At 70.1% G+C, this 22501-nt stretch carries 21 protein-coding genes; 16 read left to right on the top strand and 5 right to left on the bottom strand.

The features are described 5' to 3' along the window. Positions 1-120 precede the first annotated feature (120 nt). Positions 121-1731 (bottom strand): glycoside hydrolase 43 family protein, encoded by a 1611-nt coding sequence (locus ACIBAI_RS18550; protein ID WP_399035493.1) that lies wholly within the window; start codon positions 1729-1731, stop codon positions 121-123. A gap of 347 nt (positions 1732-2078) precedes the next feature. On the opposite strand from ACIBAI_RS18550, the gene ACIBAI_RS18545 reads away from it, so the two are divergent. Both ACIBAI_RS18545 and ACIBAI_RS18540 read left to right on the top strand, forming a co-directional pair. Continuing rightward, positions 2079-3725 (top strand): glycoside hydrolase family 27 protein, encoded by a 1647-nt coding sequence (locus ACIBAI_RS18545; RefSeq protein WP_399035491.1) that lies wholly within the window; start codon positions 2079-2081, stop codon positions 3723-3725. A gap of 262 nt (positions 3726-3987) precedes the next feature. Further along, positions 3988-5175 carry a Tn3 family transposase gene (locus tag ACIBAI_RS18540; protein ID WP_399035489.1) on the top strand — a complete coding sequence of 396 codons (1188 nt, stop codon included), beginning with the start codon at positions 3988-3990 and terminating at the stop codon, positions 5173-5175. Here ACIBAI_RS18540 and ACIBAI_RS18535 read toward each other — a convergent pair. Then, on the bottom strand, positions 5076-5519 hold the full coding sequence (locus ACIBAI_RS18535) for an Rrf2 family transcriptional regulator (RefSeq protein ID WP_399035487.1): 444 nt from the start codon (positions 5517-5519) through the stop codon (positions 5076-5078). The genes ACIBAI_RS18540 and ACIBAI_RS18535 overlap by 100 nt on opposite strands. A gap of 161 nt (positions 5520-5680) precedes the next feature. Between ACIBAI_RS18535 and ACIBAI_RS18530 the strand changes: the two genes are divergently transcribed. Next, positions 5681-6151, top strand: coding sequence for a nuclear transport factor 2 family protein (locus tag ACIBAI_RS18530; protein WP_399035485.1), 471 nt, complete (start codon positions 5681-5683; stop codon positions 6149-6151). A gap of 332 nt (positions 6152-6483) precedes the next feature. After that, on the top strand, positions 6484-7497 hold the full coding sequence (locus ACIBAI_RS18525) for a recombinase family protein (protein WP_399035482.1): 1014 nt from the start codon (positions 6484-6486) through the stop codon (positions 7495-7497). A 744-nt stretch (positions 7498-8241) separates the two neighbouring features. On the opposite strand, the gene ACIBAI_RS18520 is transcribed toward ACIBAI_RS18525, so the two are convergent. Then, complete coding sequence (locus ACIBAI_RS18520) at positions 8242-8871, bottom strand: TetR/AcrR family transcriptional regulator (RefSeq protein WP_399035481.1); 630 nt, start codon at positions 8869-8871, stop codon at positions 8242-8244. Between the two features lie 107 nt (positions 8872-8978). Here ACIBAI_RS18520 and ACIBAI_RS18515 point away from each other — a divergent pair, with 107 nt between their 5' ends. Further along, positions 8979-10031: an aldo/keto reductase gene (locus tag ACIBAI_RS18515; protein ID WP_399035479.1), complete on the top strand. Its 1053-nt coding sequence runs from the start codon at positions 8979-8981 to the stop codon at positions 10029-10031. A gap of 145 nt (positions 10032-10176) precedes the next feature. Here the strand turns inward: ACIBAI_RS18515 and ACIBAI_RS18510 are convergent, their stop codons facing one another. Further along, on the bottom strand, positions 10177-10368 hold the full coding sequence (locus ACIBAI_RS18510; protein WP_399035769.1) for a hypothetical protein: 192 nt from the start codon (positions 10366-10368) through the stop codon (positions 10177-10179). A gap of 31 nt (positions 10369-10399) precedes the next feature. Here ACIBAI_RS18510 and ACIBAI_RS18505 point away from each other — a divergent pair, with 31 nt between their 5' ends. The 6 genes from ACIBAI_RS18505 to ACIBAI_RS18480 all read left to right on the top strand — a co-directional run bounded on the left by ACIBAI_RS18505 (position 10400) and on the right by ACIBAI_RS18480 (position 14671). Next, positions 10400-10522, top strand: coding sequence for a hypothetical protein (locus tag ACIBAI_RS18505; RefSeq protein ID WP_399035477.1), 123 nt, complete (start codon positions 10400-10402; stop codon positions 10520-10522). Beyond that, on the top strand, positions 10519-10965 hold the full coding sequence (locus tag ACIBAI_RS18500; protein ID WP_399035476.1) for a hypothetical protein: 447 nt from the start codon (positions 10519-10521) through the stop codon (positions 10963-10965). The genes ACIBAI_RS18505 and ACIBAI_RS18500 overlap by 4 nt, the downstream gene beginning before the upstream one ends. 122 nt (positions 10966-11087) lie before the next feature. Further along, positions 11088-12545 carry an aldehyde dehydrogenase family protein gene (locus tag ACIBAI_RS18495; protein ID WP_399035474.1) on the top strand — a complete coding sequence of 486 codons (1458 nt, stop codon included), beginning with the start codon at positions 11088-11090 and terminating at the stop codon, positions 12543-12545. Positions 12546-12613: 68 nt separating this feature from the next. Then, on the top strand, positions 12614-13096 hold the full coding sequence (locus ACIBAI_RS18490; protein WP_399035472.1) for an SDR family NAD(P)-dependent oxidoreductase: 483 nt from the start codon (positions 12614-12616) through the stop codon (positions 13094-13096). Beyond that, positions 13074-13433 carry a hypothetical protein gene (locus tag ACIBAI_RS18485; protein WP_399035470.1) on the top strand — a complete coding sequence of 120 codons (360 nt, stop codon included), beginning with the start codon at positions 13074-13076 and terminating at the stop codon, positions 13431-13433. Before ACIBAI_RS18490 ends, ACIBAI_RS18485 begins: the two co-directional genes overlap by 23 nt. After that, positions 13430-14671 carry a low temperature requirement protein A gene (locus ACIBAI_RS18480; protein ID WP_399035469.1) on the top strand — a complete coding sequence of 414 codons (1242 nt, stop codon included), beginning with the start codon at positions 13430-13432 and terminating at the stop codon, positions 14669-14671. Before ACIBAI_RS18485 ends, ACIBAI_RS18480 begins: the two co-directional genes overlap by 4 nt. A 375-nt stretch (positions 14672-15046) precedes the next feature. Here the strand turns inward: ACIBAI_RS18480 and ACIBAI_RS18475 are convergent, their stop codons facing one another. Beyond that, complete coding sequence (locus ACIBAI_RS18475; RefSeq protein ID WP_399035467.1) at positions 15047-15763, bottom strand: SDR family oxidoreductase; 717 nt, start codon at positions 15761-15763, stop codon at positions 15047-15049. Between the two features lie 78 nt (positions 15764-15841). Between ACIBAI_RS18475 and ACIBAI_RS18470 the strand changes: the two genes are divergently transcribed. The 5 genes from ACIBAI_RS18470 to ACIBAI_RS18450 all read left to right on the top strand — a co-directional run bounded on the left by ACIBAI_RS18470 (position 15842) and on the right by ACIBAI_RS18450 (position 22314). Continuing rightward, the gene (locus tag ACIBAI_RS18470) at positions 15842-16711 is read left to right on the top strand and encodes a helix-turn-helix transcriptional regulator (RefSeq protein ID WP_399035466.1); all 870 of its coding nucleotides are present in this window, start codon (positions 15842-15844) and stop codon (positions 16709-16711) included. A 645-nt stretch (positions 16712-17356) separates the two neighbouring features. Then, positions 17357-20116, top strand: coding sequence for an ATP-binding protein (locus ACIBAI_RS18465; protein ID WP_399035465.1), 2760 nt, complete (start codon positions 17357-17359; stop codon positions 20114-20116). A 160-nt stretch (positions 20117-20276) separates the two neighbouring features. Then, positions 20277-21101 carry an alpha/beta fold hydrolase gene (locus tag ACIBAI_RS18460; RefSeq protein ID WP_399035463.1) on the top strand — a complete coding sequence of 275 codons (825 nt, stop codon included), beginning with the start codon at positions 20277-20279 and terminating at the stop codon, positions 21099-21101. Positions 21102-21167: 66 nt separating this feature from the next. Further along, entirely contained in the window at positions 21168-21491 is a 324-nt protein-coding gene (locus ACIBAI_RS18455; protein ID WP_399035462.1) for a putative quinol monooxygenase, read from the top strand. A 130-nt stretch (positions 21492-21621) separates the two neighbouring features. Next, a complete protein-coding gene (locus tag ACIBAI_RS18450) occupies positions 21622-22314 on the top strand; it encodes an SDR family NAD(P)-dependent oxidoreductase (RefSeq protein ID WP_399035460.1) in 693 nt (230 codons plus the stop codon). Positions 22315-22501 lie beyond the last annotated feature (187 nt).

Below are 22501 nucleotides of genomic sequence, written 5' to 3'. Positions count from 1 at the left end.
ATCGGGACGGCCGCGGCCGGCACGCTCGGGACGGATGCCCGGCGAGGACCGAGCTGTTCCAGCGGGCTCATGGTTCTCCTGGTCGGGGCGGGGGCCGGGCGGTGCGGTCGATGGACCGGTTCAGGGTGTGGACACCTCGAACCGCGTGACGCGGACCGCGCCGCCGAGGGCCTGAGTGGCGTGGTTGAAGAGGGCGAACCGGTAGCCCATGAAGAACCGCCAGTCGTTGCCCATGGAGAAGGCGGGTCCCAGACGGGTGAACGTGATGCCGTCGGTGCTGTAGGAGAAGGTCCCGGGGCGCGGTGCGCCAGGGCGGATGTCCGCGTTCGCGCGCAGCCAGATGCGGCCGCCGGAGACGGGCGCGCTCGCGATCTCGGTGCCGGTGCCGGTGGTGTTCCAGTTGCTGTCCATGGTCAGCCCGGTGACCATCACCACCCGTGTCGTACCGCCGTCGCGCTTGAGGCCGATCCAGGCGGAGGAGTCACGCAGCAGCGCAAGCCCGGCCCGGTCGCCGTCCCGCATCGCGGAGTGGTCGAGCTGGACCGTGGCGGTGGAGGTGGGGCCCTGGATGCGGTGCGTGAGGGTGTTGCGGGCCCAGTAGAGGTCGTGGGTGACGGTCGCGGTCCGCAGCGTCAGGCCGTTGCCGACGGACCACTTGGTGTTGTCGGGGTTGTGGTTCCACTCCCATCCCGGTTTCAGGGTCGTACCGTCGAAGGTGTCGACGCCGGTCATCGGGGTGACCTGGCGGGGCGGAGCGGGTACGGCCGGACTGGGATACGTGGTGCCCCACGCGCCGTTGACGAGCTGTACGACGGGCCAGCCGTCCGCGGTCCAGACGACCGGTGCCAGGGCGGGCAGGCGGCCGCCGGGGTAGGCGTCGACGAAGGCCATGTAGTACCAGGCGCCGCTCTGCGTCCGCACCAGCCCGCCCTGGTGGGGGACGCCGCCGCCGGGGATCGGTCCGCGCAGGTCGAGGAGGACCTGCCGCATCGTGTACGGGCCGAAGGGGCCGCTCGAGGACTTGAGGATGTACTGGCCGTTCGCGGGGCGGGTCAGGAAGATGTAGTACTGCCCGTTGATCTTGTAGAACCGGGCGCCCTCCAGGGTGCCGACGCTGGACGGTGTCCTGAACACCTCCTGCGTGCGGACCTGGTCGCGGCCGTCGGGCGAGAGCTGGGCCACGCTGATGGTGGTGTTGCCGTACGCCACGTAGAGGGTGTCGTCGGTGTCGACGAGCAGGCCGGCGTCGTAGTAGGGGGTGCTGATCGTCGTCAGCCTGTTCCACGGCCCCTCCACCGCGGTGGCGGTGTAGAGGTACGTCCGGGCGAAGTCGATCTGGCCGAGCCAGTAGAAGGTCCTGTTGCTGGGCCGGTAGGCCAGTGACGACGCCCAGATTCCTCTGACATAGCCGCGGGCGCCGTTCAGGTCGTACTTGGCGCCGAAGTCGAGGACGGGTACCGAATGGCCGGCGATCTCCCAGTTCACCAGGTCGTACGACCGCAGAACGGGCGCGCCCGGCGAGTAGTGCATCGTCGAGGCCGAGGCGTAGTAGGTGTCGCCGACGCGAATGATGTCGAGGTCCGCGAAGTCCTGCCAGATCACCGGGTTCGTGTACTGCGCCGCGGTCGCGAGGGCGGGCCCGGGGGGGAGGAGGGCGCCGGCGGCCAGGCCGGTGGCGGCCGCGAGCGTGCGGCGACGAGTGAGCGGTTGATGTGACCATGACAGATCCATGGAGGTGTTCACCTCGAGTTCAGCGGTCGGAGTGACCCTGGCGCATTCGAAATATCGAACGTGGTGCGACTTGCCGAGCATTCTGGAGGATAGGAGGTCGGCGTACCCCGTCAACCCTTCTCGCACGAGTCGCGCGTCGCTTCGAAATGTTCGAAGCGTCTGGCGCGGAGTCGGTGCGCCCCAGCCTCGCTCTCTTGCCGATCACGCGTCAGATCCCGCTCCTCGAGGAGGTGTTGACATGACCGGCCGCCTCTCTAGTATCCGTGGGGCATCCGAAGTTTCCGAACGTCAGTCGAAATTTCGAACTCTCCTCTCCTCCCCTCTCTCCACCTGCCGAAGGAGTCCCGGTGCCCAGACGATCAGGCGGGCGACTGCTCCGCCTCCTCACGGCCGCCGCGCTGACGGTGACCGCGGCCGTGACGGCCTCAGCGCAGTCCACCGCCACGGCCGCGCCGGGCAGTCCGGCGCTCACCCCACCGCTGGGGTGGAACAGCTGGAACAGCTTCGGGTGCGGGATCACCGAGGCCCAGGTCCGCCAGGCCGCCGACGCGATGGTGTCCTCGGGCATGCGGGACGCCGGCTACCGGTACGTGGTGGTCGACGACTGCTGGTTCGACCCGCAGCGTGACGCGCAGGGCAACCTGCGGGCCAACCCGACGAAGTTCCCGAGCGGGATGAAGGCCCTCGGGGACTACATCCACAGCAAGGGCCTGAAGTTCGGCATCTACCAGGTGCCGGGCGAGCGCACCTGCGCGCAGACCGTGGGCACCTACCCGGGCTCCACGGGCAGCAGGGGCCACGAGGTCCAGGACGCCGCCACGTTCGCCTCGTGGGGGGTCGACTACCTCAAGTACGACTGGTGTTCCTCGAGCGGCACGCGTGACGAGCAGGTCGCGCGGTTCAAGCTGATGCGTGATGCCCTGCGCGCCACCGGCCGGCCGATCGTCTACAGCATCAACCCCAACAGCTTCCACGCCATCACGGGATCCACGTACAACTGGGGCGAGGTCGCCGACCTGTGGCGGACGACCGAGGACCTGCTCGACATCTGGCAGAACGGCAACACCAACAGCTACCCGATGGGCGTCGGCAACGTCCTGGACGTCAATGCGCCGCTGGCCGCACAGTCCGGCCCGGGGCACTGGAACGACCCCGACATGCTGGTCGTCGGCCGCCCCGGCCTGTCGCTGACCGAGTCCCGCTCCCACTTCGCCCTGTGGGCGCTGATGAGTGCCCCGCTGATGGCCGGCAACGACATCCGCACGATGTCCGCCGACGTCAGCGCGATCCTGCGCAACCCGCGCCTGCTGGCGGTGAACCAGGACTCCCGGGGCGCGGGCGGACGCAGGGTGCGCGATGACGGCGACATCGAGGTGTTCGCCAAGCCCCTGGCGGACGGTTCGGTCGCGGTGGGGCTGTTCAACCGGGGCGAGAGCGCAGCGACGGTCACCACGACGGCCGCCCAGATCGGCCTGAGCGGAGGACCGTTCACCCTCACCGACCTGTGGACCGGCTCCACGTCGAGCACGTCCGGGCAGATCTCGGCGAGCGTCCCCGCGCACGGCGTCGCCGCGTACCGGGTGAGCGGCGGCAGCCCGCTGGCCGCCACCACCTCACGCCTGCGGGGCAACGCCTCCGGCCGCTGCGTGGACGTGGACAACGCCTCCACGGCCGCCGGCGCCGCGACTCTGCTGTGGGACTGCCACACGGCCGCCAACCAGCTGTGGACCACATGGGCGGGCGGCGAGATCCGCGTCTACGGCGACAAGTGCCTGGACGCCTACGACCAGGGCACCACCAACGGCACCCGTGTCATCACCTGGCCCTGCAACGGCCAGAACAACCAGAAGTGGACCGTCGGCCCCGACGGCTCGATCCGCAACGTCCACTCCGGACTGTGCCTCGACGCCAACGGGGCCGGCACCGCCAACGGGACCCCGCTGGTGCTGTGGACCTGCAACGGCCAGGCCAACCAGAAGTGGACCCGCGCGTGAGCGACACGGCACCGGGCCGTGGCCGGAGCGACAACACCCCGGCCACGGCCTCCCGCACGGCTGCCGCGTCCGCCGGCCCGGCCGCCCCCGGCTCCGGCTGCGACGGAACCCCGGGCGTCGGCACATCGGCTTCCAGAATGGACGCAACCGGCCCTCGCAGGGTCCGTCTGTACGATGCTCGGGCGTCTTGCCTCACGTACCTGGCCGACAACGGGGTGCCGGATCACCTGCTCGCCACGCGGGCCGGGGGCACATCCCCGGGGTGAGCGGGCACGAGCTGTCGTACACGGCGAACCGGCACTTCTCGATCGTGCTGCTGAACGAGGCGATTGCCGATCTGGTCAACGCGCACGCCCGCCTGGACGTCTCGCAGGCGTGGGGCGACGGCACCGCGGTGGCCGCCGACGGCACGCACACGGACACCTACCTGGACAACCTGCTCGCCGAGACGAGCGTCCGGTACGGGAAGCCGGGAGGCATCGCCCACCACCACATCCCGGACACGTACATCGCGCTGTTCACGCACTTCATCCCGTGCGGGGTGTGGGAGGCCGTCTGCATCATCGAGGGCCTGTTGAAGAACACCTCCGAGGTCAAGCCGACCACCGTGCACGCCGATACGCAGGGCCAGTCCCAGCCGGTGTTCGCACTCGCCCACCTGCTGGGCTTCGATCTGATGCCCAGGATCAGGAACTGGAAGGGCATGACCTTCTACCGGCCCTCCGAGCAGACCGAGTACGTGCACATCGACGCGCTGTTCGGCGAGCCGGGCAAGAACGTCATCGACCGGGACCTGATCGAGTCGCAGTTCCGGCACCTGATGCGGGTGGCGATCTCCGTACCCGAGGGAGCGATCTCCTCGTCCACGCCTTCCGCTCCGTACTGGGCCTCTGCGCACCCGTCACCAGCCCGTTCGCCCCCTCCGTGGCCCGTGCCGTCCTCCTCCGGCCGCCCATGCCGACGCCGGCCGAGCCGCCGACGTCACCGGAGGAACCCGGAGCCTGAGGAAGTGCGGCAGCCGATGGTCTGTCCGGCTGTCCGGCTGGGTGGGCGGTCGCAGCCTTCTGGGCCTGGCGGGGGACGGTCTGGGCTTGTCGAGGTGCCCGTGCACCGTGAAACGGGGCATGCCGAATCCGTCGGGGATCTGCTGGACGGTCCTCTCCCGCTCGTCGTAGAGCCGTTGGACGAGCACGGCCTGGTCCGCGGTGAGCTCGGCCTGCTCCCGCCGTCTGTTCCGGCGGCGGATCCAACGCGTTCGGCGCGGGATTCCATCTCCACGCTCACGTCACTCCGCCCCGGTGGGCGGAACCCGCGCCGAACCCTACGGTTCGCACGGGGTCGCCCAGCTGATCAGAGAAGCTGGCGAGGCGCCGCGAGTACGTCCCCGAGTACCTTCTCGAGCGTGACGCGGGCCAGTTCGTGTCTCAGGGTCTCCTCGATGCCCTGGTAGATGCCCCGCATTGCCGGCTGGATGCCGTGACCCACCACGCATCCCTGGTCCGGGGCGGTGCGGTGCATCGCGAACAGCGGGCCGGGTTCCACTGCCTCGTACACGTCGAGCAGGGTGATCGACTCCAGCTCGCGTGCCAGCGACCAGCCCGCGCCCGCGCCCCGCCGGGACTCCACGAGCCCGGCCCTGCGCAGCTCGCCGAGCAGTCGTCTGATCACCACGGGGTTGGTGTTCGCGCTGGCTGCGATCTGCTCGGAGGTGGCGACCTCGTGGCCCTGGCGCTGGTAGAGACCGATCCAGGCCAGCGCGTGGGCGGCGATGGTCAGCCTGCTGTTGGCGCTCATGATCCCCCCTCCGGTCGAAACGCTCCATGTTACGACAGCGCAGTCGCAACAGTGAAGGTTGCGACAATCTGTCGTAACGGTTACTGTTACGACAGTCGGGGAGGGTCGATCAAAGACAGGCGCGGATCGTGAGCGTGTTGCGAACTCAAAGGAGAGCAGGAATGGAAAGTAACGAAAGGACCGTTCGCGAGGCTTACCGGCTCGCGGAAGGGAACGTTCTCGACGGTGACGGTTTCCTGGCCTTGTTCACCGAGGACGGGTCGTTCAACGACATGTCGACCTCGCAGAGTTTCCGCGGAGAGCAGATTCCTCAGGTGATCGCGGGCCTCGCCCGCTCGTTCCCCGATGTACACCGTGAACTGCTCGAGGTACATGCGTTCGGTGATGTCGTCGCCGTCGAGTTGCGAATCCAGGGCACGCATCTCGGAGGGTTTCCGACTCCGGTCGGCGAGATCCCACCGACCGGGAACCGGATCGACGTGCCGGCGGCGGACCTCTGGTACCTCCGTGACGGAAAGATCGAAAGGTTCAATTGCTACAACTCGATGAGCGTGTGGCTTGACCAGATCGGGGTCCGCCCTGACTTCAAGTCCGCAGTCGAAGCCACCGAGACAGCAGCCACGACGGCGTAACTCTGCCGGTCAGCGCCGAGTATGCGACAAGACACTCCCTTCTTCGGGCCGCATACCCGGCGCTGCTTCTTGACCAAAGTCGGTGTTCGCACCCAGCCGCCGACACGACCCGGCAGGCCGACTCATCGAGTATCAGCAGCCCTGGCCGGCAGGTAGGGCAACGACCCACATCGAGTGACGTTCTCCGGGCCCGCCTCCACGGGACACACGGCTGCGACGAGACCCCACCCCAAAGATCATCGAGGTACGCGGGGCCGGACTGCCCTTCCCCATGCCGCCAAGCCCTGCGCATCCGACGCTGACCGTGGACGAGTTCCACGCGTGCGCGGACCGTGGAGGGCTCGGCCTGCCATGAGTCCGTGACGATCACGAGAACCGGCGCGGAGGCCGGCGTAGGAGACGGCACCACCCGCGCCCCTTGCTCCGCCCTTGGGCAGGACGACGACTCCCAGCTCGACGCCTTGCGGGCCACGGCATCCCGAGGGACAAGATCTTCAGCGAGAAGACCAGCACCCGCGTCCGCGGAGGGCCCGGTTCGAGGAGGCGCTCGTACGGCGCGGGAGGTCAAGGCCCACGCCCCGCACTGCCGCGTCATCTTCACCGTGTACGAGACGAAGTGGCTCGGCCGCGACACCGCCGGACTCACCACGCTCGCCGACCACCTCACCGCCCACGGCCTGGTCCTGGAGATGCTCGCCGGGCCACTGCCCGGCATCTACGACCCCACCGGCCCCGGCAAGCTGCTGTTCGCGTTCTTCGCGGCGATGGCGGAGACCGAACGGGAGAACATCCGGGAGTCGACGCCGGAGGGGCTCGACACCGCGGCCCGCAAGGGCAAGCACGGCGGCCGACCCCCGGTCATCACCGCCGACATGCTCCCCACCGTGCTCCGCCGCCGCGCGGGCGGCGAGTCCGTCGAGCGGATCCAGCCCCACCTGATCGTCCCCACCGGCAAGCGCGAGGGACAGAACCCCTCCGTCGCCGGCATCTACCGGGCGCTCGCCGAACACGCCAAGCGCGAGGCGTACCCCGAAGCCGTCGAGGCCGCGCACGCCGACTTCGCCGCCCTGAAGGCCAGGGACGTTCCCGCCCCGCGTACGGCGGACCAGCCGGAGCCCACCCGGTACCTCGCGGTCCGCCAGCTCGAAGAGGGCGGCCCGGCCGTCACCGGCGAATGGACCGACGACGCTCCCGCCCTGCGCACGTACCGCGGCTGGGTCGGGCTGTACGGCAGCCAGGACAGCGTGGTCGTCCGCCTCATCGAAGTCAGCGACGGCCGCGAACACGTGCTCAAGACCTGGACCGCACAGGGCGAAGTCGGCGCCCTGCCAGGGGAAAATCCGTAAACCTGCTGGTCACCGGCCCGACGGCGGGGTGATGATGGCCGCCGCAACGCGGGGAACGCCGTCATCCGCAAGGTCGCCACCGGCGACGCGGTCGTCGACCTGTCGGCCGTCCGTCCCGAGCGCGCCCGCATCCGGCCCGAAGGATGAGTCGCACTCGCGTCCGCGCAGAAGACCTGTTCTGCGCGCGATGCCGCCGGGCCGTTCGGCCCGGGGCAGCCCACTGGCTTGAGGGTTGCCTTTGCGCGGGTTGCTACGCCCAGGCCCTGGAGACCTACGGAACCTGCACTGGCTGCGGTGTCGAGCGGCTCACCGGACTCAGCAGCGACGACGTCCAGCACAAGGACGGCGAAGTCCTCGTCCGGCTCGGCGACCCACCGTCGCCCGTTCCCGCCCCGTTCGACGGAATGCTGCTCAACTGCCTGGGACAGCGACCGAACACCAAGACCGCGACCAATCCCGAAGCCCGATGGCTCTTCCCCGGCCGCCGGGCCGGACAGCCCACGTCCCCGGAAGCCATGGCACCTCGGCTCCGCCAACTGGGCTTCCCGACCCGGCCAGGACGCACAGCGGCGATCCGCCAACTCGTCCTCCAAGCCCCCGCTCCGGTGATCGCCCGGATGCTCGGCTGCAACGACGACCACACCACCCGTCTCGCCGAAGAGGCCGGAGGAACCTGGAAACGCTGTGCCCTCGGAGATCACGCACGGTGACCCGCGCTCAGCGACGGATGTTGCGGGAAGCCGGTCACGCACGGCCTTCGCCGCCCCGCAGGTACGCTCCCGCACGCGCTGCAGCCGCTGCGGCTTCGGCGGCCTGGTCTGCGGCGGCTTCGTCGAGGCGGTCGTTGCTGGTCAGCAGGCGGTAGTAGAGGGGGGCGGAGACAGCACGGATCACCTCGTGGACATCGGTGCCCTCGGGCACCTCGCCCCGGTCGATGGCCTGTTGAACGCAGGGTGCCCACTCCTTGACGCGGATGTCGTAGAAGCGGTGCAGGGCCTCGGCTGTCTTCGCCTCGCAGGTGGCGGCGGCGATCACTGCCTTGAACAGCGCTCCTTGCCGCGGGTCGGCCAAGGTGCGCTGCACGAGTCGGGCGTTGGCCTTGAGATCACCGAGCAGCGAGCCGGTCTCGGTACGCGGCAGTGACTGCTCGGCCATGTCCACCAGCAAATCGGCCACCAGGCTGGTCACCGTTCCCCAGCGACGGTAGACGGTGGTCTTGCCCACCTCGGCCCGGCGCGCGATGTCGGCGAGGTCCAGATGGGCAAAGCCATGCTCCGCCAAGGCGTCCCCAGCCGCTCGAAGCACCGACGCCCGCACCCGCGCCGTGCGCCCTCCAGGACGGACGGTCCCCGGATCCGCACCCTCAAACCCCATAACGGGACTCCAGTTTCTTTAATCGCTCGCGTCTGCTACGTTGAGGCTCCACACTAACGGAACTCCAAGCCCATTAGTTAGATGCGAGCGGCGAGAGAGGAGCAGCCATGGAGTACAGGCGGCTGGGCGCATCCGGCCTTAAGGTCCCCGCACTGAGTTTCGGCGCCGGCACCTTCGGCGGCCAAGGGCCGCTGTTCGGCGCCTGGGGCAACACCGATGCGCACGGAGCACGCCGTCTCGTGGACATCTGCCTCGACGCCGGGGTCACGATGTTCGACACCGCCGACGTCTACTCCGGCGGGGCCTCCGAGGAGGTGCTGGGCGAAGCGATCAAAGGCCGCAGGGACCAGGTGATCGTGTCCACCAAGACCAGCCTGCCGATGGGCGAAGGACCAGGCGACGCGGGCTCCTCTCGTTCGCGCCTGATCACCGCATGCGAGGACGCCCTGCGCCGGCTCGGCACCGACTACATCGACCTGTTCCAGCTGCACGCGTTTGACGCTGGCACGCCGATCGAGGAAGTCCTGTCCACACTCGACGATCTAGTACGAGCAGGGAAGGTCCGCTACCTCGGCATCTCCAACTTCTCCGGCTGGCAGGCGATGAAGTCCCTCTCGATCGCGGAGAGATACGGCCACCCGCGCTATGTCGCACATCAGGTCTACTACTCCCTCATCGGCCGCGACTACGAATGGGAGCTGATGCCCCTCGGGCTCGATCAAGGCCTCGGAGCCCTCGTCTGGAGCCCCCTCGGCTGGGGACGGCTCACCGGCAAAGTCCGCCGCGGCCAGCCGCTACCGACCAACAGCCGACTGCACCACACCGCGGACTACGGCCCGCCGGTCGAGGACGAACACCTCTACCGCGTGGTCGACGCCCTCGACGAGATCGCGCAGGAGACCGGCAAGAGCATTCCGCAGATCGCCATCAACTGGCTGCTGCAGCGACCGACCGTCTCCTCCGTCATCATCGGCGCCCGCGACGAGAACCAGCTTCGCCAGAACCTCGGTGCCGTCGGCTGGACGCTCACGCCCGAGCAGATGGCGAAACTCGATGCGGCGAGCAGCAAGACAGCGCCCTACCCGTACTTCCCTTACCAGCGCCAGGAAGGCTTCGCCCGCCTCAACCCACCAGCTGTCGCGCCTCCGCCCGCTGCATGACATCCGCGTCAAGTAGCTGGAGCGGTATAGCCGCGCGTCCCAGGCTCGGACTGGGGGCTGCCTCGCTCAACGCCTGCCCGGGCCTGGACAGCTGCGGTGACAGCCTCTCCCCCTGATGCCAACTTGTCGGCACGACCACAGAAGGTCACCAGGGAACCTCATGCGGAGAGCAATACGCGACAGCCGAATACGCGAGGTCGCCAGTGTCGCACCCCTTCCTGGTCCGGTTGCCTTCGGCGTCGTAGGCGGTGGTCGTGGTGCCGGTGGTGGTGGAGGTGAGCTGGTCGGCCGCGTCGTGGACGTAGCTGGCGGAGGTGGTGCCGAGGGTGGGGGCCAGGCGGTTGCCGACCTTGTCGTAGGTGTAGGACGTGTACGATCACCGGTCCGACACGTCCGCCTCGCGCGTCCACTGGGCCTCGATCGCGAACATGACCCGCCGCCTCACCACACCGAGTCCAGCCTGGCGCGACACCCTCGGACTGGCCGCGTGAACGTCATCGAGCTCCTGGCCGGCCTCCAGGCCCAGCACGACAAGACCGCAGCCCGTGCCGACGAACTGCGTGATCGGATCCAGCACTTGACCGCCGCCCTGACCAAGACCCAAGCGCGACTCGCGAACCTGGTCACCACCCGGAAGGTCATCGCCGAACTCGCACCGGCTTCAGGCCAACCCGCACCGCCCGAGACGAACACCGCCTACCAGGCCATCGTGAACACCTTCAACCAGCATCCCGATCAAGAGTTCCGAGCCCGTGAACTGCACGAACGCCTCGGCACGCCCACCGACGAGGCATCCGTCGACATCACCCGCAGCCGCCTCGGACACCTCACCCGCCAAGGCTTCCTCACTCAACCCGGACGAGGCCGCTACCAGAAGCGGACTCAACGTCCACTGAGAGCCACCGGCCGGGTCTCAGCACTGCCCCGGTGCTGACGTAAGCGAGCCGTCGGCCGGATGTCAGTCAGCTGACGGAGGCTGTCGGCACGGTGGCCGAGCCATTCTCGTGGAGACATCGAATCCGCCCGGTACCCGGGTGAGACCACGAGGAGCGGACCATGAGCACCATCGCGCAGCACTGGATCAACGGACAGTGGACCGGCTCCGGCTCGGTTCTGGAATCGATCAACCCGGCCGACGGCACCGTCGTCGGCTCGTTCTACGACGGTGGCGAGGCAGAGGCCTCGGCCGCCGTGGACGCAGCCGCCGCCGCGTTCGAGACCACCGAATGGGCGCGCACGCCCTCGCTCCGGGCGACCGCGCTCAGCCGGCTGGCCGACGCCCTCGAGGCCCGGGTACCCGAGGTTGCGGCCATGTTGTCCCGGGAGAACGGCAAGCTGCTGGGTGAGACCATGTGGGAGGTCAGCGGTGCGGTCGGGTGGCTGCGGTACGCGGCGGCCTCTGCGCGCACCCAGACCGCCGGGCGCGCCGCCGAGACGGCACCCGGCCAGTACACCCACTCGGTGCCCGAGCCGCTCGGTGTCGCCGGGATCATTTCTCCCTGGAACTCCCCCATCATGCTGACCGTGCGGGCACTGGGCCCGGCGCTGGCCGCCGGCTGCACCGTCGTGGTCAAGCTTCCGGCTCAGACGGCGCTGACCAATGAGCTTTTCGCGCAGGTCCTGGCCTCGGTCCCGGAGATCCCGGCGGGCGTGGTCAGCGTGTTCACCGAGTCCGGCAACACCGGGGCCCCGTTCCTGGTCTCCTCGGACAAGGTCGACGTGATCAACTACACCGGCAGTACGCCGGTCGGGCGCCGTATCGCGGCCGCGGCCTCCACCACGCTCAAGCGGCTCGGTCTGGAACTGGGCGGCAAGGCGCCCATGGTGATCTTTCCCGACGCCGATCTGGACATGGTGATCCCCACCGTGGTGCAGTCGCTGGTGCTGATGAACGGGCAGTTCTGCTGCACCGGCTCCCGTGTACTGGTTCACCGGGACATCGCCGACCAGGTGCGCACTCGGCTCACCGACGCGCTCGCGCAGGTGCGGCTCGGGTCGGGCGACGACGAGAAGGCCCAGCTCGGCCCGGTGATCGACCGGGCGTCCGCCCAGCGGGTGGACGCGATCGTCGAGGAAGCCGCCTCGTACGGCACGGTACTGCTGCGCGGCGGTGTGGTCACCGACGGCCCGCTGGCCGCCGGCGCGTTCTACCGGCCGAGCCTGATCGAGGTGGACCGCACCGACGTCCGGATCGTGCAGGAGGAGGTCTTCGGCCCGGTCCAGACGTTCGAGATCTTCGATGACGAGGACGACGCCGTGGCCAAGGCGAACGCCACCATCTACGGCCTGGCCGCCTCGGTGTTCAGCTCGGACTCGATGAAGGCCCGCCGGATCGCCCGGCGCATCCGCACCGGCACGGTATGGATCAACACCTGGGGGGCCATCAGCGAGGACTTCGAGGAGGGCGGCGTCAAGGGAAGCGGTTACGGCTACCTGTGCGGCCCGCGAGCGATCGAGGAGTTCCAGGCCCTCAAGGTGTACGTGGAGCAGGACCACACCCAGTCCGCTCACTGATCAGGTCATCACCTGGCCCGGCGCCCACCTGGGCGCCGGGCAGCCCTCCTGCACAGGAAGGGTGCACCATGGCCTCGATTCTGATCACCGGAGCGACGAACGGTCTTGGTCTCGCTCCGGCTGAGGAGCTTGCGGAAGCCGTGCACCAGTTGCTTCCGCACGGTCGTGCCCCGCAGCGACCGGTGCCGATCGCGCGGCGTTTCGGGGCCGAGCAGTACATCGCCGACCTGTCCGCTCCGGCCGGGACCCAGCGACCCGCGGCCGAAGTGGCGGCACGGCGCGGTCGCCTCGACGTGCTGGTCAACAACGCGGGTGCGGGCTTCACCTGGAACGGCACCATCCGAGGCATGCCAGCGGACGGATACCGGCAGCGGCCGGCGGTGAGCCGTCTGAGCCCTGGGCTGCCCACCCGGCAACTGCTGCCGCTGTTGCGCTCGGGCAGTCCATCACGCAGCGCCGACATCGCCTCGGTCGCGCAGGAACCGATGGAATCAAAACGATACGCAGCTTTTCGATTTGGAGTGGTCCATGAACGAGAGAACTGTTCCTGATGCCTACGGTGCCGACGATCCTGGACTGCCAAGCCCACCGGCAGTGACAGGCGTCCGGCACACGCTCCGGGAGCAGAGCCGGAACGCGTTCGCGAACGCCGAACCCCGGCCCGGCCCCACCGCTCCGGCCGCCGTCCGGCGTTGGAAGCTGTGGCTCCTCACCGTGTGCGGTATCTACCCCACCATCGTCCTGCTGGGCCTGGCCACGGATCCTGTTCTGGAGGATCTGTACCTGCCGGTGCGACTCGCTGTACTCGTCCCGGCGGCGGCAGCAGCGATGGTCTGGCAGATCAATCCCCGACTGCAGCGGCATTTCGGAGCTTGGCTCACCAGATGACAAGCAGCCCGGCTCCGCCGCCGGTGTGCTCCGCGGCGCCCGCACACCACAGACCACTGCGCAGGCTCACGGCGCGAGGCCGCGACGAGACCCGCCGCGGCGTCTCCTCACTGGAGCTCTTCTTCGACCTGTGCTTCATCGTGGCCATAGCCCAGGCAGGCGCCCAGCTGGTGCACGCCATGGTCGAGGGACACACGGGCGAGGGGATCCTCAACTACTTGATGATCTTCTTCGCCATCTGGTGGGCGTGGATGAACTTCACGTGGTTCGCCTCGGCTTACGACAACGACGACGTGCTGTACCGGATCGTCACGCTGATCCAGATAGCCGGCGTGCTCGTCCTGACGGCGGGCGTCTCCCAGGCGTTCGAGGAACACGCGTATCTGGTCGTCGTCCTGGGCTATGTGATCATGCGGCTCGCCATGACGGCGCAGTGGCTGCGCGTGGCGCGGTCGAGCCAGGGCCCCGAGCGGACGATGGCGCTGCGGTACGCCATCGGGCTGTGCCAGATCGGCTGGCTGGGGCTACTGGCCCTGCCGGAGGCCGGCCGCCCGTGGGTCTTCCTGGTGATGGCGTTGCTGGAGATGGCCGTACCGCTGTATGCGGAGCGGACCCACCCCACGCCCTGGCACCCCCGCCACATCGCCGAACGGTACGGGCTGCTCACGCTCATCGTGCTCGGCGAGACCATCGCGGCGGCCACCGTCGCCGTGAAGTCGGGGATCGACGAGCACGAGGCCCTGGGGGAGTTGCTGTCCATCGCCGCCGGCGGACTGCTGATCATCTTCGCCGCCTGGTGGGTCTACTTCGCGGTCCCCATCCACGGGCACCTCCGGTCCAACCGGCAGTCCTTCCTCTGGGGCTACGGCCATTACCTGATCTTCGTCTCGGGTGCCGCGATCGGGGCCGGCCTGGAGGTGGCGGTGGAGCAGGCGGTGGGCAAGACGCACCTTTCGGCGCTGTCGGCGTCGGCAGCGGTGACGCTGCCGACAGCGCTGTTCCTGCTCACGGTGTGGGCGCTGCACTCGCGCTTCTACAAGGTGGGGATCGCCCAGCAGTCGGTGCTGCCGGCCACGGCGCTGCTGGTGGTCGTCTGTACGTTCCTGGGCCACTGGGCGGTGCTCGCGGCGGGGCTGGTGGCGGCGCTGGCGGTGGCAGCCGGGGTGACGCTGACGGCGCTCGGGGCGAGCCCGGAGCGCGGGATGGGCGAGGAAGGCGTCGCGGTGTCAGTTCTGTGAGGGAACCCCCGCCGCCGCGGGAACCCGGCCGGCACGGCGTACGACGGCGCCCGTGCCGTGCGCCCGGTGCACCTGCTCAATGACGGCGACACGTTGTTCACGCCGACGACGGGGACGCACCCGCTCGGCACCGCGAACCCGCCGGCCCTGGACAACGTCCTCACGGCGGGGCGCGGACGCGGTGACCCGCGCGACCGTACGCGCCGTGGGCACCGCCGAGTCGGTGCCCACGCCTGCTCGGCGAGGCCCAGGGCGACTTTCTCCGGTACGCCTACGGCCGGCTCGGACCCGAGCAGCAGGTCCTCCGCAGCCTGATGCGCCGGGCACGGGTCACCCACCGCTGGGGCACCCGTCCCCGACGCCTCCCCTGACTCGTCACCAGGGCACGGGGGTTCCGTCCCAGGAGAAGAAGCCACCGGTGGGGCCGTCGTCCGGCAGCAGGGCCAGGCGGAGGGCACCTTGGGCGGCCTCGGCCGGGTCGCCGCCGGCAGCGGCGGCCCCGGGAGTGAGATCAGTGGCCCGCAGGCCGGGAGCGAGCGCGTTGACCTTGAAGCCGTCGTGGGCCAGCGTCTGGGCGTACAAGACGGTGAGGGCGTTGAGGGCGGCCTTGGACGACCGGTAGGCAGCGGCGCCGCCGCTTCCCGGGGTGAACTGGGGGTTGGGGTTCGTGCTCCAGGTCAGCGACGCGGTGCCACTGGAGATGTTGACGATGCGCGGGCGCGGCGACCGGCGCAGGGCGGGCAGGAAGGCATTGGTCACCGCCACCACCCCGAACACATTGGTCTCGTACGTGCGCCGGAACTCCTCGACGCCGGTGCCGGCCGGCGGGTCGAGTGACAGCGAGATGCCGGCATTGTTGACCAGCACGTCCAAGCGGTCCACCTGAGCCGCGGCCCGTGCGATGCCGTCGGGATCACTCACGTCGAGGACCAGCAGGCGGGCCCCGGCGCCGATCTCCTCGACGGCCCGCTGCCCGCGCCCGGGGTCGCGGGAGCCCACGTACACGGTGAGGCCCTCGGCGGCGAGCAGCCGGGCAATATGCTTGCCGATGCCCTTGTTGGCACCGGTGACCAGAGCTGTGCGTTCGTTCATGGCAACCACGCTTCCCCGGTCGCAGGCGCCCGGCCAGGGACAGTCTGTACCAGGCAGTGGGAGGAGACAGGAAGCGGTATGGCACGGCAGGAGCTGGCCCGCTACCTGCGGGACCGCCGGGCGGCCCTGCGTCCGCACGAGGTCGGCCTGCCGGAGACGGGCACCGCCCGCCGCACACCGGGCCTGCGCCGCGAAGAGGTGGCGGAGCTCGCCCACATGTCGGTCGACTACTACACGCGGCTGGAGCAGGCCCGGGGACCGCGGCCGTCGGCCCGGATCCTGGACGCGTTGGCCCGCGCGCTGCGGCTCACGCCGGCCGAGCGCAGCCACCTGTTCCGCCTGGCGGGTTCGAGCGCGCCGCCCGGCACCAGCGCCGTGCGGCGGGTGCGCCCGCACGTGGCCCGGATGCTGGACCGGCTGCCGGGGACCGGTGCCATCGTCACCGACGCGGCGTACCACGTCGTCGCCTGGAACCCCCTGGCCCAGGCACTGCTCGGCGCCGACCTCGCAGACGGGACGACGAACCTGGTCCGCCGCCGCTTCCTGGGCCAGGGGCGGACGTACGAGAGCTCTGGCGCCGAGGAATTCGGGCGCATCGCGGTGGCGCGGCTGCGCCGGGCCGCCGACCGCTACCCGCACGACCCGCAGCTGGCCGCCCTGCTGGCCGAACTGCACGACGGCAGCGAGGAGTTCCGGCAGATCTGGCAAACACATCCGGTTCACGCTCCCGGGCACCGCACCAAGACCCTGCACCATCCGGAGGCCGGCGCGCTGCGGTTGAACTGCGACGTCCTGCTCGTGCCCGAGGACGACCAGGAGGTCGTCCTGATGACGGCCGACCCCGGATCACCTGCCGTGCGGGCCCTGCGCAGGCTGGCCAGGCAGGCAACCCGAGACGAAGGATGCGCACAGGTCCCGCCGGCGATCACGGAGCGTCGCAACTCCTGATTCACCGGGGCCTTGTACCCGCCTCGATGCCGAGGCTTTCCACGCCGCCTGTCTGCGCGAGCTCCAAGCAGCGGGTCGGGGAAGGGCGCGGCGGCATCTCCGATGCTTCTGCGGGCCTTTGGGCCAAGGCCATGAAGTCGGGAATCGGGTCCGTGGCTGCAAGTGGTGTCTGATCTGGGGAATGCCGGACGCGAGAAGCGGAGCCCAGGCACCGGGCGCGGCGCGCGCACTCTGGTTCACGCATTGCTCGTGCCGGACGATCGCGCGACACCTCGGCGGGGGGGGATGGCGGAACGCCCTCGCCGACACGGATGGCCTTATGACTGCGCGGGCCTCTGGAGGACGGCGACGAGGGGGCGGTAGCCGGCGGAGGCGACCGTGGCGGCCGGTCTTTGCCGGGCGGGAGGAGGACCGGCACGATGATCCGCGCGCCCTTGGTGCTGTCGTTGCGGTGGGGCTGCGGCGCCCGACGGGTGCTCTGCATGATCTTCGTTTGGGAGCCGCGGGCGTCGGCGAAGCAGATGGCTTCAGGCTCCGTTTACCGGTGGGTGCAATACTTCCTGGTCAGGTGCGTGGCTAGTGTTTCGACTGCTTCGCGAGGCAGGACGAGGGACGCGGCGGATGTGGGCGAAGTCAGGGACAGGCATGGGCGTCGGCCCGACCGGGCTGGTCGGCCGGGAGGGCGAGCTCGCCGAGCTTGCGGCGTTCCTGGACATGGCCGGGATGGACGGAGCTGTTCTGCTGCTCACCGGTGATCCGGGCGTGGGGAAGACGGCACTCCTGGACGCGACCGCCGAGCTGGCGGTGGCGAAGGGAGCGCGGGTCGTCCGCGGCAGCGGTGTCGAGTACGAGACGGACATCAGCTTCGCGGGGCTCCATCAGCTCGTCGGCTCGCTGCCGGACGAGCTCGGTCGTCTGCCGCGTTCCATGCGGGAGGCCCTCGAGGTCGCCCTCGGTCTCGGCGCCGGTCCCGCGCCGAGCCGGATCGCCGTCCTGAACGCGGCACTGTCCCTGTTCGACGAGGCCGCGAAGGAGCGGCCGTTGCTCCTCGTGGTCGATGACCTTCATGTCGTCGACCAGGCGAGCCGGGCCGCGGTGGGTTTCGTCGCCAGAAGACTGGGGGGCCGCCGCATCGGGCTGCTCGGAGCGCAGCGGGCGGAGTCCGGCGAACCCTTCCGGTCCACCGGTCTGCCGGAGCTCGAGGTCGAGCCGCTGGGTGACGCGGACGCCCTGCGGCTGCTGTCCCGACGCTTCGCTCACCTTCCCCGCCGGGTTCTTTCGACCGTGGCCCACGAGGCGCAGGGAAATCCCCTGGCGCTGCTCGAGTTCGCCGGGTCCACCGGGGTGTCCGGCGACCACCACGGCCAAGGGGCGGGGTGGGCGAGCGGCCCGGGGCGGGATGTCCGCGCTCTGTACGGCGCCCGCGTCGGACGACTGCCGCGGGGAACGCGTGAGGTACTGCTGCTCGCGGCTCTTGAGGGCTCCGGCGACATCGGCGTCCTCGAGGCGGCCGGCGGGCCGGGCAGCCTCGAGGAACTCGCTCCCGCGGAGCGTGACCACCTGGTCATGGTCACGGAGAACGGCCGCGCGGTGCGCTTCAGGCATCCGCTGGTCAGGTCCGCGGTGGTCGACGGTTCCACCGGTGAACAGCGGCGCGGCGCCCACCGCCGGCTGGCCGACGCGCTGGCCGGCCAGCCCGAGCGGCGCGGTGATCACCTCGCGAGAGCCACCACGGCGCCCGACGAGGCGGTCGCCGCCGTGGTGGAGTCGGCGGCCCGGAGCAGCCTGCGGCGCGGTGACGCCGACGGCGCGATCGCGAGATTGCGGCGCGCGGCCGAGCTGAGCACCGACCGCGCGGACCGCAGGCGCCGCCTGTCGCAGGCCGCCTATGCCGCCGCCTGGGTCACAGGCCATCTGGAGGTCAGCCACGAGATCATGCGTGAGGTCGAGGGCAATCCGGCGGCCCGGTCGCTCTCGGCGGCCGCGACGGCCGGCTTCCTGGTGCTCGTCACGGAAGGCGACGCCGATACGGCCCAGGCACTCCTGATGGAGGCGGTCGAGCAGGCCCCGGTGATGTCCGGACCGCCGCACGAGGAGCTGGAGACCGCGCTGTTCACCCTCATCCTCGCCAGCCAGTACTCGGGCCGGCCCGAGCACTGGCAGCCTCTGGTCGACGTGCTCGCCCGGTTCCCCGAGGCGGCGCCCGCCGCCGCGGCGTCGCTGGGACGCGTCCACCACGACCCCGGCTCCGTCACCGACGGCATGCTGCGCCGCCTGGACGAGGAGATCGCGCGGCTGAGGGACCAGAGTGACGCCGACGTGGTCATCCGCACCGCCCTGATCGCCTCGTACCTCGACCGGCTTCCGGGCTGTCGCGAGGCCGTGTCCCGGGTCATACGCGACGGCGGCGCGGTGGGATCGAGCATGCCGGCCCTGATGTTCGTCGCCCTGGACGACCTGTACGCCGGCCGGTGGCAGGCGTCGGCCGGCGCCGCGGACGAGCTCATCGCACTGTCCGAGGAGACGGGGTACCACCTGTTCGCCCAGGTGGGGCACTACGTCGCTGCAATGGCCGCGGCCCAGCGCGGCGCCCTCGACGTGTGCCGGGAGCACTGCGAGGACATCTGGGGGTGGTCGGGTCCCAGGGGCCTGCGGCGGCTGGAGAACTGCGCCCACCAGGCGGCGGCCCGGGCGGCCCTCGGCGCCGCCGACTTCGAGACGGCGTTCCGGCACGCCACGGCGATCTGCGCCCCGGGCGTGCTGCCGGCGTTCAACCCCGAGGCCGTGTGGTCCGCGCCGGACCTCGTCGAGGCCGCCGTGCGCTCCGGGCGGCACGCGGAGGCGCGACGGCACGCGGACGCGCTGCGCGACGCCGGTGTCGGTCACCTCTCGTCGCGGTTCGCGCTGAGCGCGGCCACGGTCACGGCGATGACATCGGCTGCCGAGGACATGGTCCGGTGCTTCGAGGAGGCGCTCGGGCTGCCGGGCGTCGAGCAGTGGCCCTTCGAGGTCGGCCGTGCTCATCTGGCGTACGGCGAGAGGCTGCGCCGTCAGGGGCTCAACCGCGAGGCCCGGGTGCAGCTGGCCGCCGCCCGCGGCCGCTTCGAGGAGCTCGGAGCGCGTTCGTGGGAGGCCCGGGCCGCGGCGGAGCTCCGCGCCACCGGGATGACGCGGACCGGCCGGGGCAAGGCCGGCGAGGCCCTCACCCCGCAGGAGCTGGAGGTCGCCAGGCTGGCGGCGACGGGGCTGTCGAACCCGCAGATCGCGTCGCGGCTGTTCCTTTCGCCGCGGACCGTGTCGTCGCATCTCTACCGTGTATTCCCGAAGCTGGGGATCACGTCGCGGGCCGGGCTCCGCGACGCTCTGGAGGCGTTGCCTCCCGAGCCTCCGGCCACCCGGCTGTGAGAGCCACCGGCCGGGTCCCAGCACTGCCCCGGTACTGACGTAAGCGAGCCGTCGGCCGGATGTCAGTCAGCTGACGGAGGCTGTCGGCACGGTGGCCGAGCCATTCTCGTGGAGACATCGAATCCGCCCGGTACCCGGGCGAGACCACGAGGAGCGGACCATGCCGTTCGTCACCACCGGCGACGGAGTCGAGATCTTCTACAAGGACTGGGGCTCGGGCCGGCCGGTGATGTTCCATCACGGCTGGCCGCTGAGCTCGGACGACTGGGACGCCCAGTTGCTGTTCCTCGTCCGGCGGGGCTACCGCGTCGTCGCCCACGACCGCCGCGGGCACGGGCGCTCCGCCCAGGTCGGCCACGGACACGACATGGACCGCTACGCGGCGGACGCCGCCGCCGTGGTGGCGCACCTCGGCCTGCGCGACGTCGTCCACGTCGGCCACTGCGCCGGTGGCGGAGAGGTCGCCCGGTACGTCGCCAGGCACGGTGCCGGCCGGGTCGCCAAGGCCGTCCTCATCGCAGCGGTCCCGCCGCTCATGGTCCAGACGAGATCCAACCCCGCAGGGCTGCCGGTGGAGGTCTTCGACGGCTTCCGCGAGGGCGTGGCCACCGACCGCTCCCAGTTCTACCTCGACATCGCCTCCGGGCCGTTCTACGGGTTCAACCGTCCGGGCGCGGACGTCTCCCAGGGCATCATCCAGAACTGGTGGCGCCAGGGGATGGCCGGCAGCGCGCAGGCGCACCACGAGGGGATCAGAGCGTTCTCGGAGACGGACTTCACCGACGACCTCCGAACGATCGACGTGCCCACGCTCCTCCTGCACGGCGACGACGACCAGATCGTCCCGATCGCCAACTCCGCCCGGTCGGCGGTCACGTTGGTCGAGCACGTGACCCTGAAGGTCTACCCGGGCCTGTCGCACGGCATGTGCACCGTCAACGCCGACACCGTCAACGCAGACCTCCTCGACTTCATCAAGAGCTGACCCGGCTCGGTACCGACACACAGCCCGTCGGCACGGAACACAACACGGAACAGAGAAGGAATCACCATGACCGCAACACCCACCGGCTACGTGACCGTCGTCTGGGACGCGAAGGCGAAGGCGGGCAGGGAGGCCGACCTCAAGGCGTTCATCACCGACGCCGTCACCCCCTCGCGCAACGACCCCGGCAACATCGACTACGAGGCCCACGAAGTCGAGGGCCGACCCGGCGAGTTCGTCATCTACGAACGCTGGGAGACACGCGCCCACCTCGACGCACACCTCGCCGCGCCCCGGATGCGGGAACTCGTCCCGCAGATGCTCGAACTGATCGACGGATCCATCGAGGACGGCATCCGCCTGCTGCGTCCGTTCCGCCCCGCCCACTAGAGCAGGGCGCCCGCCGACGTCGGGGTCGACGCCGACGGAGCACACCGCCGCGGAACCAATCCCTTGGGTGCTCCCGGTGACCGCTTTCCGGGAGCACCCGCTCCGACGACACGCACAGGAGAGACACGACGTGACCACCACATTGATCACCGGCGGCAACAGGGGCCTCGGCCACGAGATCGCGCGCCGACTCGTACAGGCGGGCCAGACGGTCTGGATCGGCGCCCGGGACGCCGGGAACGGACGCAAGGCCGCCGACCGGCTCGGCGCCGGCTTCGTCCAGCTGGACGTGACCGACGACGCGTCGGTCGGCGCGGCGGTCGAGACGCTGCGCGCTCGGGCGGGCCACCTGGACATTCTCGTCAACAACGCCGGGATCCTCGGCGAAGTGACCACGCCCGAGGACATGACGGCCGACCAGATCCGCCACGTCTACGAAACCAACGTCTTCGGCCTGGTGCGCGTCACGCACGCGTTCCTGCCCCTGCTGCGCAAGGCAACTGCCCCGTCCGTCGTCAACGTCACCAGCGGTCTGGGGTCGTTCACGCTGACCCACGACCCAAAGCGGGTCGAGTCGCAGTATCCGCTCGCCGCCTACGGCTCGTCGAAGAGCGCGGTCACCATGCTGACCATGCAGTACGCCAGGACGATCCCCGACGTCCGCTTCAACGCGGTGGACCCCGGCCAGACCGCGACCGAGTTCACCGGCCACATCGGGCACAGCGTCGAGGAGGGCGCGGAGGCGGCGGTGCGTATCGCCACCCTGGGGTCCGACACGCCCACCGGCACGGTGACCGACCGCGCCGGCGCACTCCCCTGGTGACGGCGGCAGGCCCGACCCCGCGACAGTCCTGGCAACCACACCCACCCGGCGCACCGGTCAGGGCCGACGGGCCCTGACCGAGGGAATCAGGACTCAGAAGCTGTTGCTCTATCGATCTTGGTGGGCGTGAGTTCGAGGTCGTCGACTCGGTCGGGTGATCTCGTGGCCGACCGGGCATGAAAGCGGG

Source organism: Streptomyces sp. NPDC051041, assembly GCF_044456065.1.
Taxonomy (GTDB): Bacteria; Actinomycetota; Actinomycetes; order Streptomycetales; family Streptomycetaceae; genus Streptomyces; species Streptomyces glaucus.
Note: the sequence above shows the minus strand (reverse complement) of the source record. Positions and strands in the feature narration are given on the sequence as shown.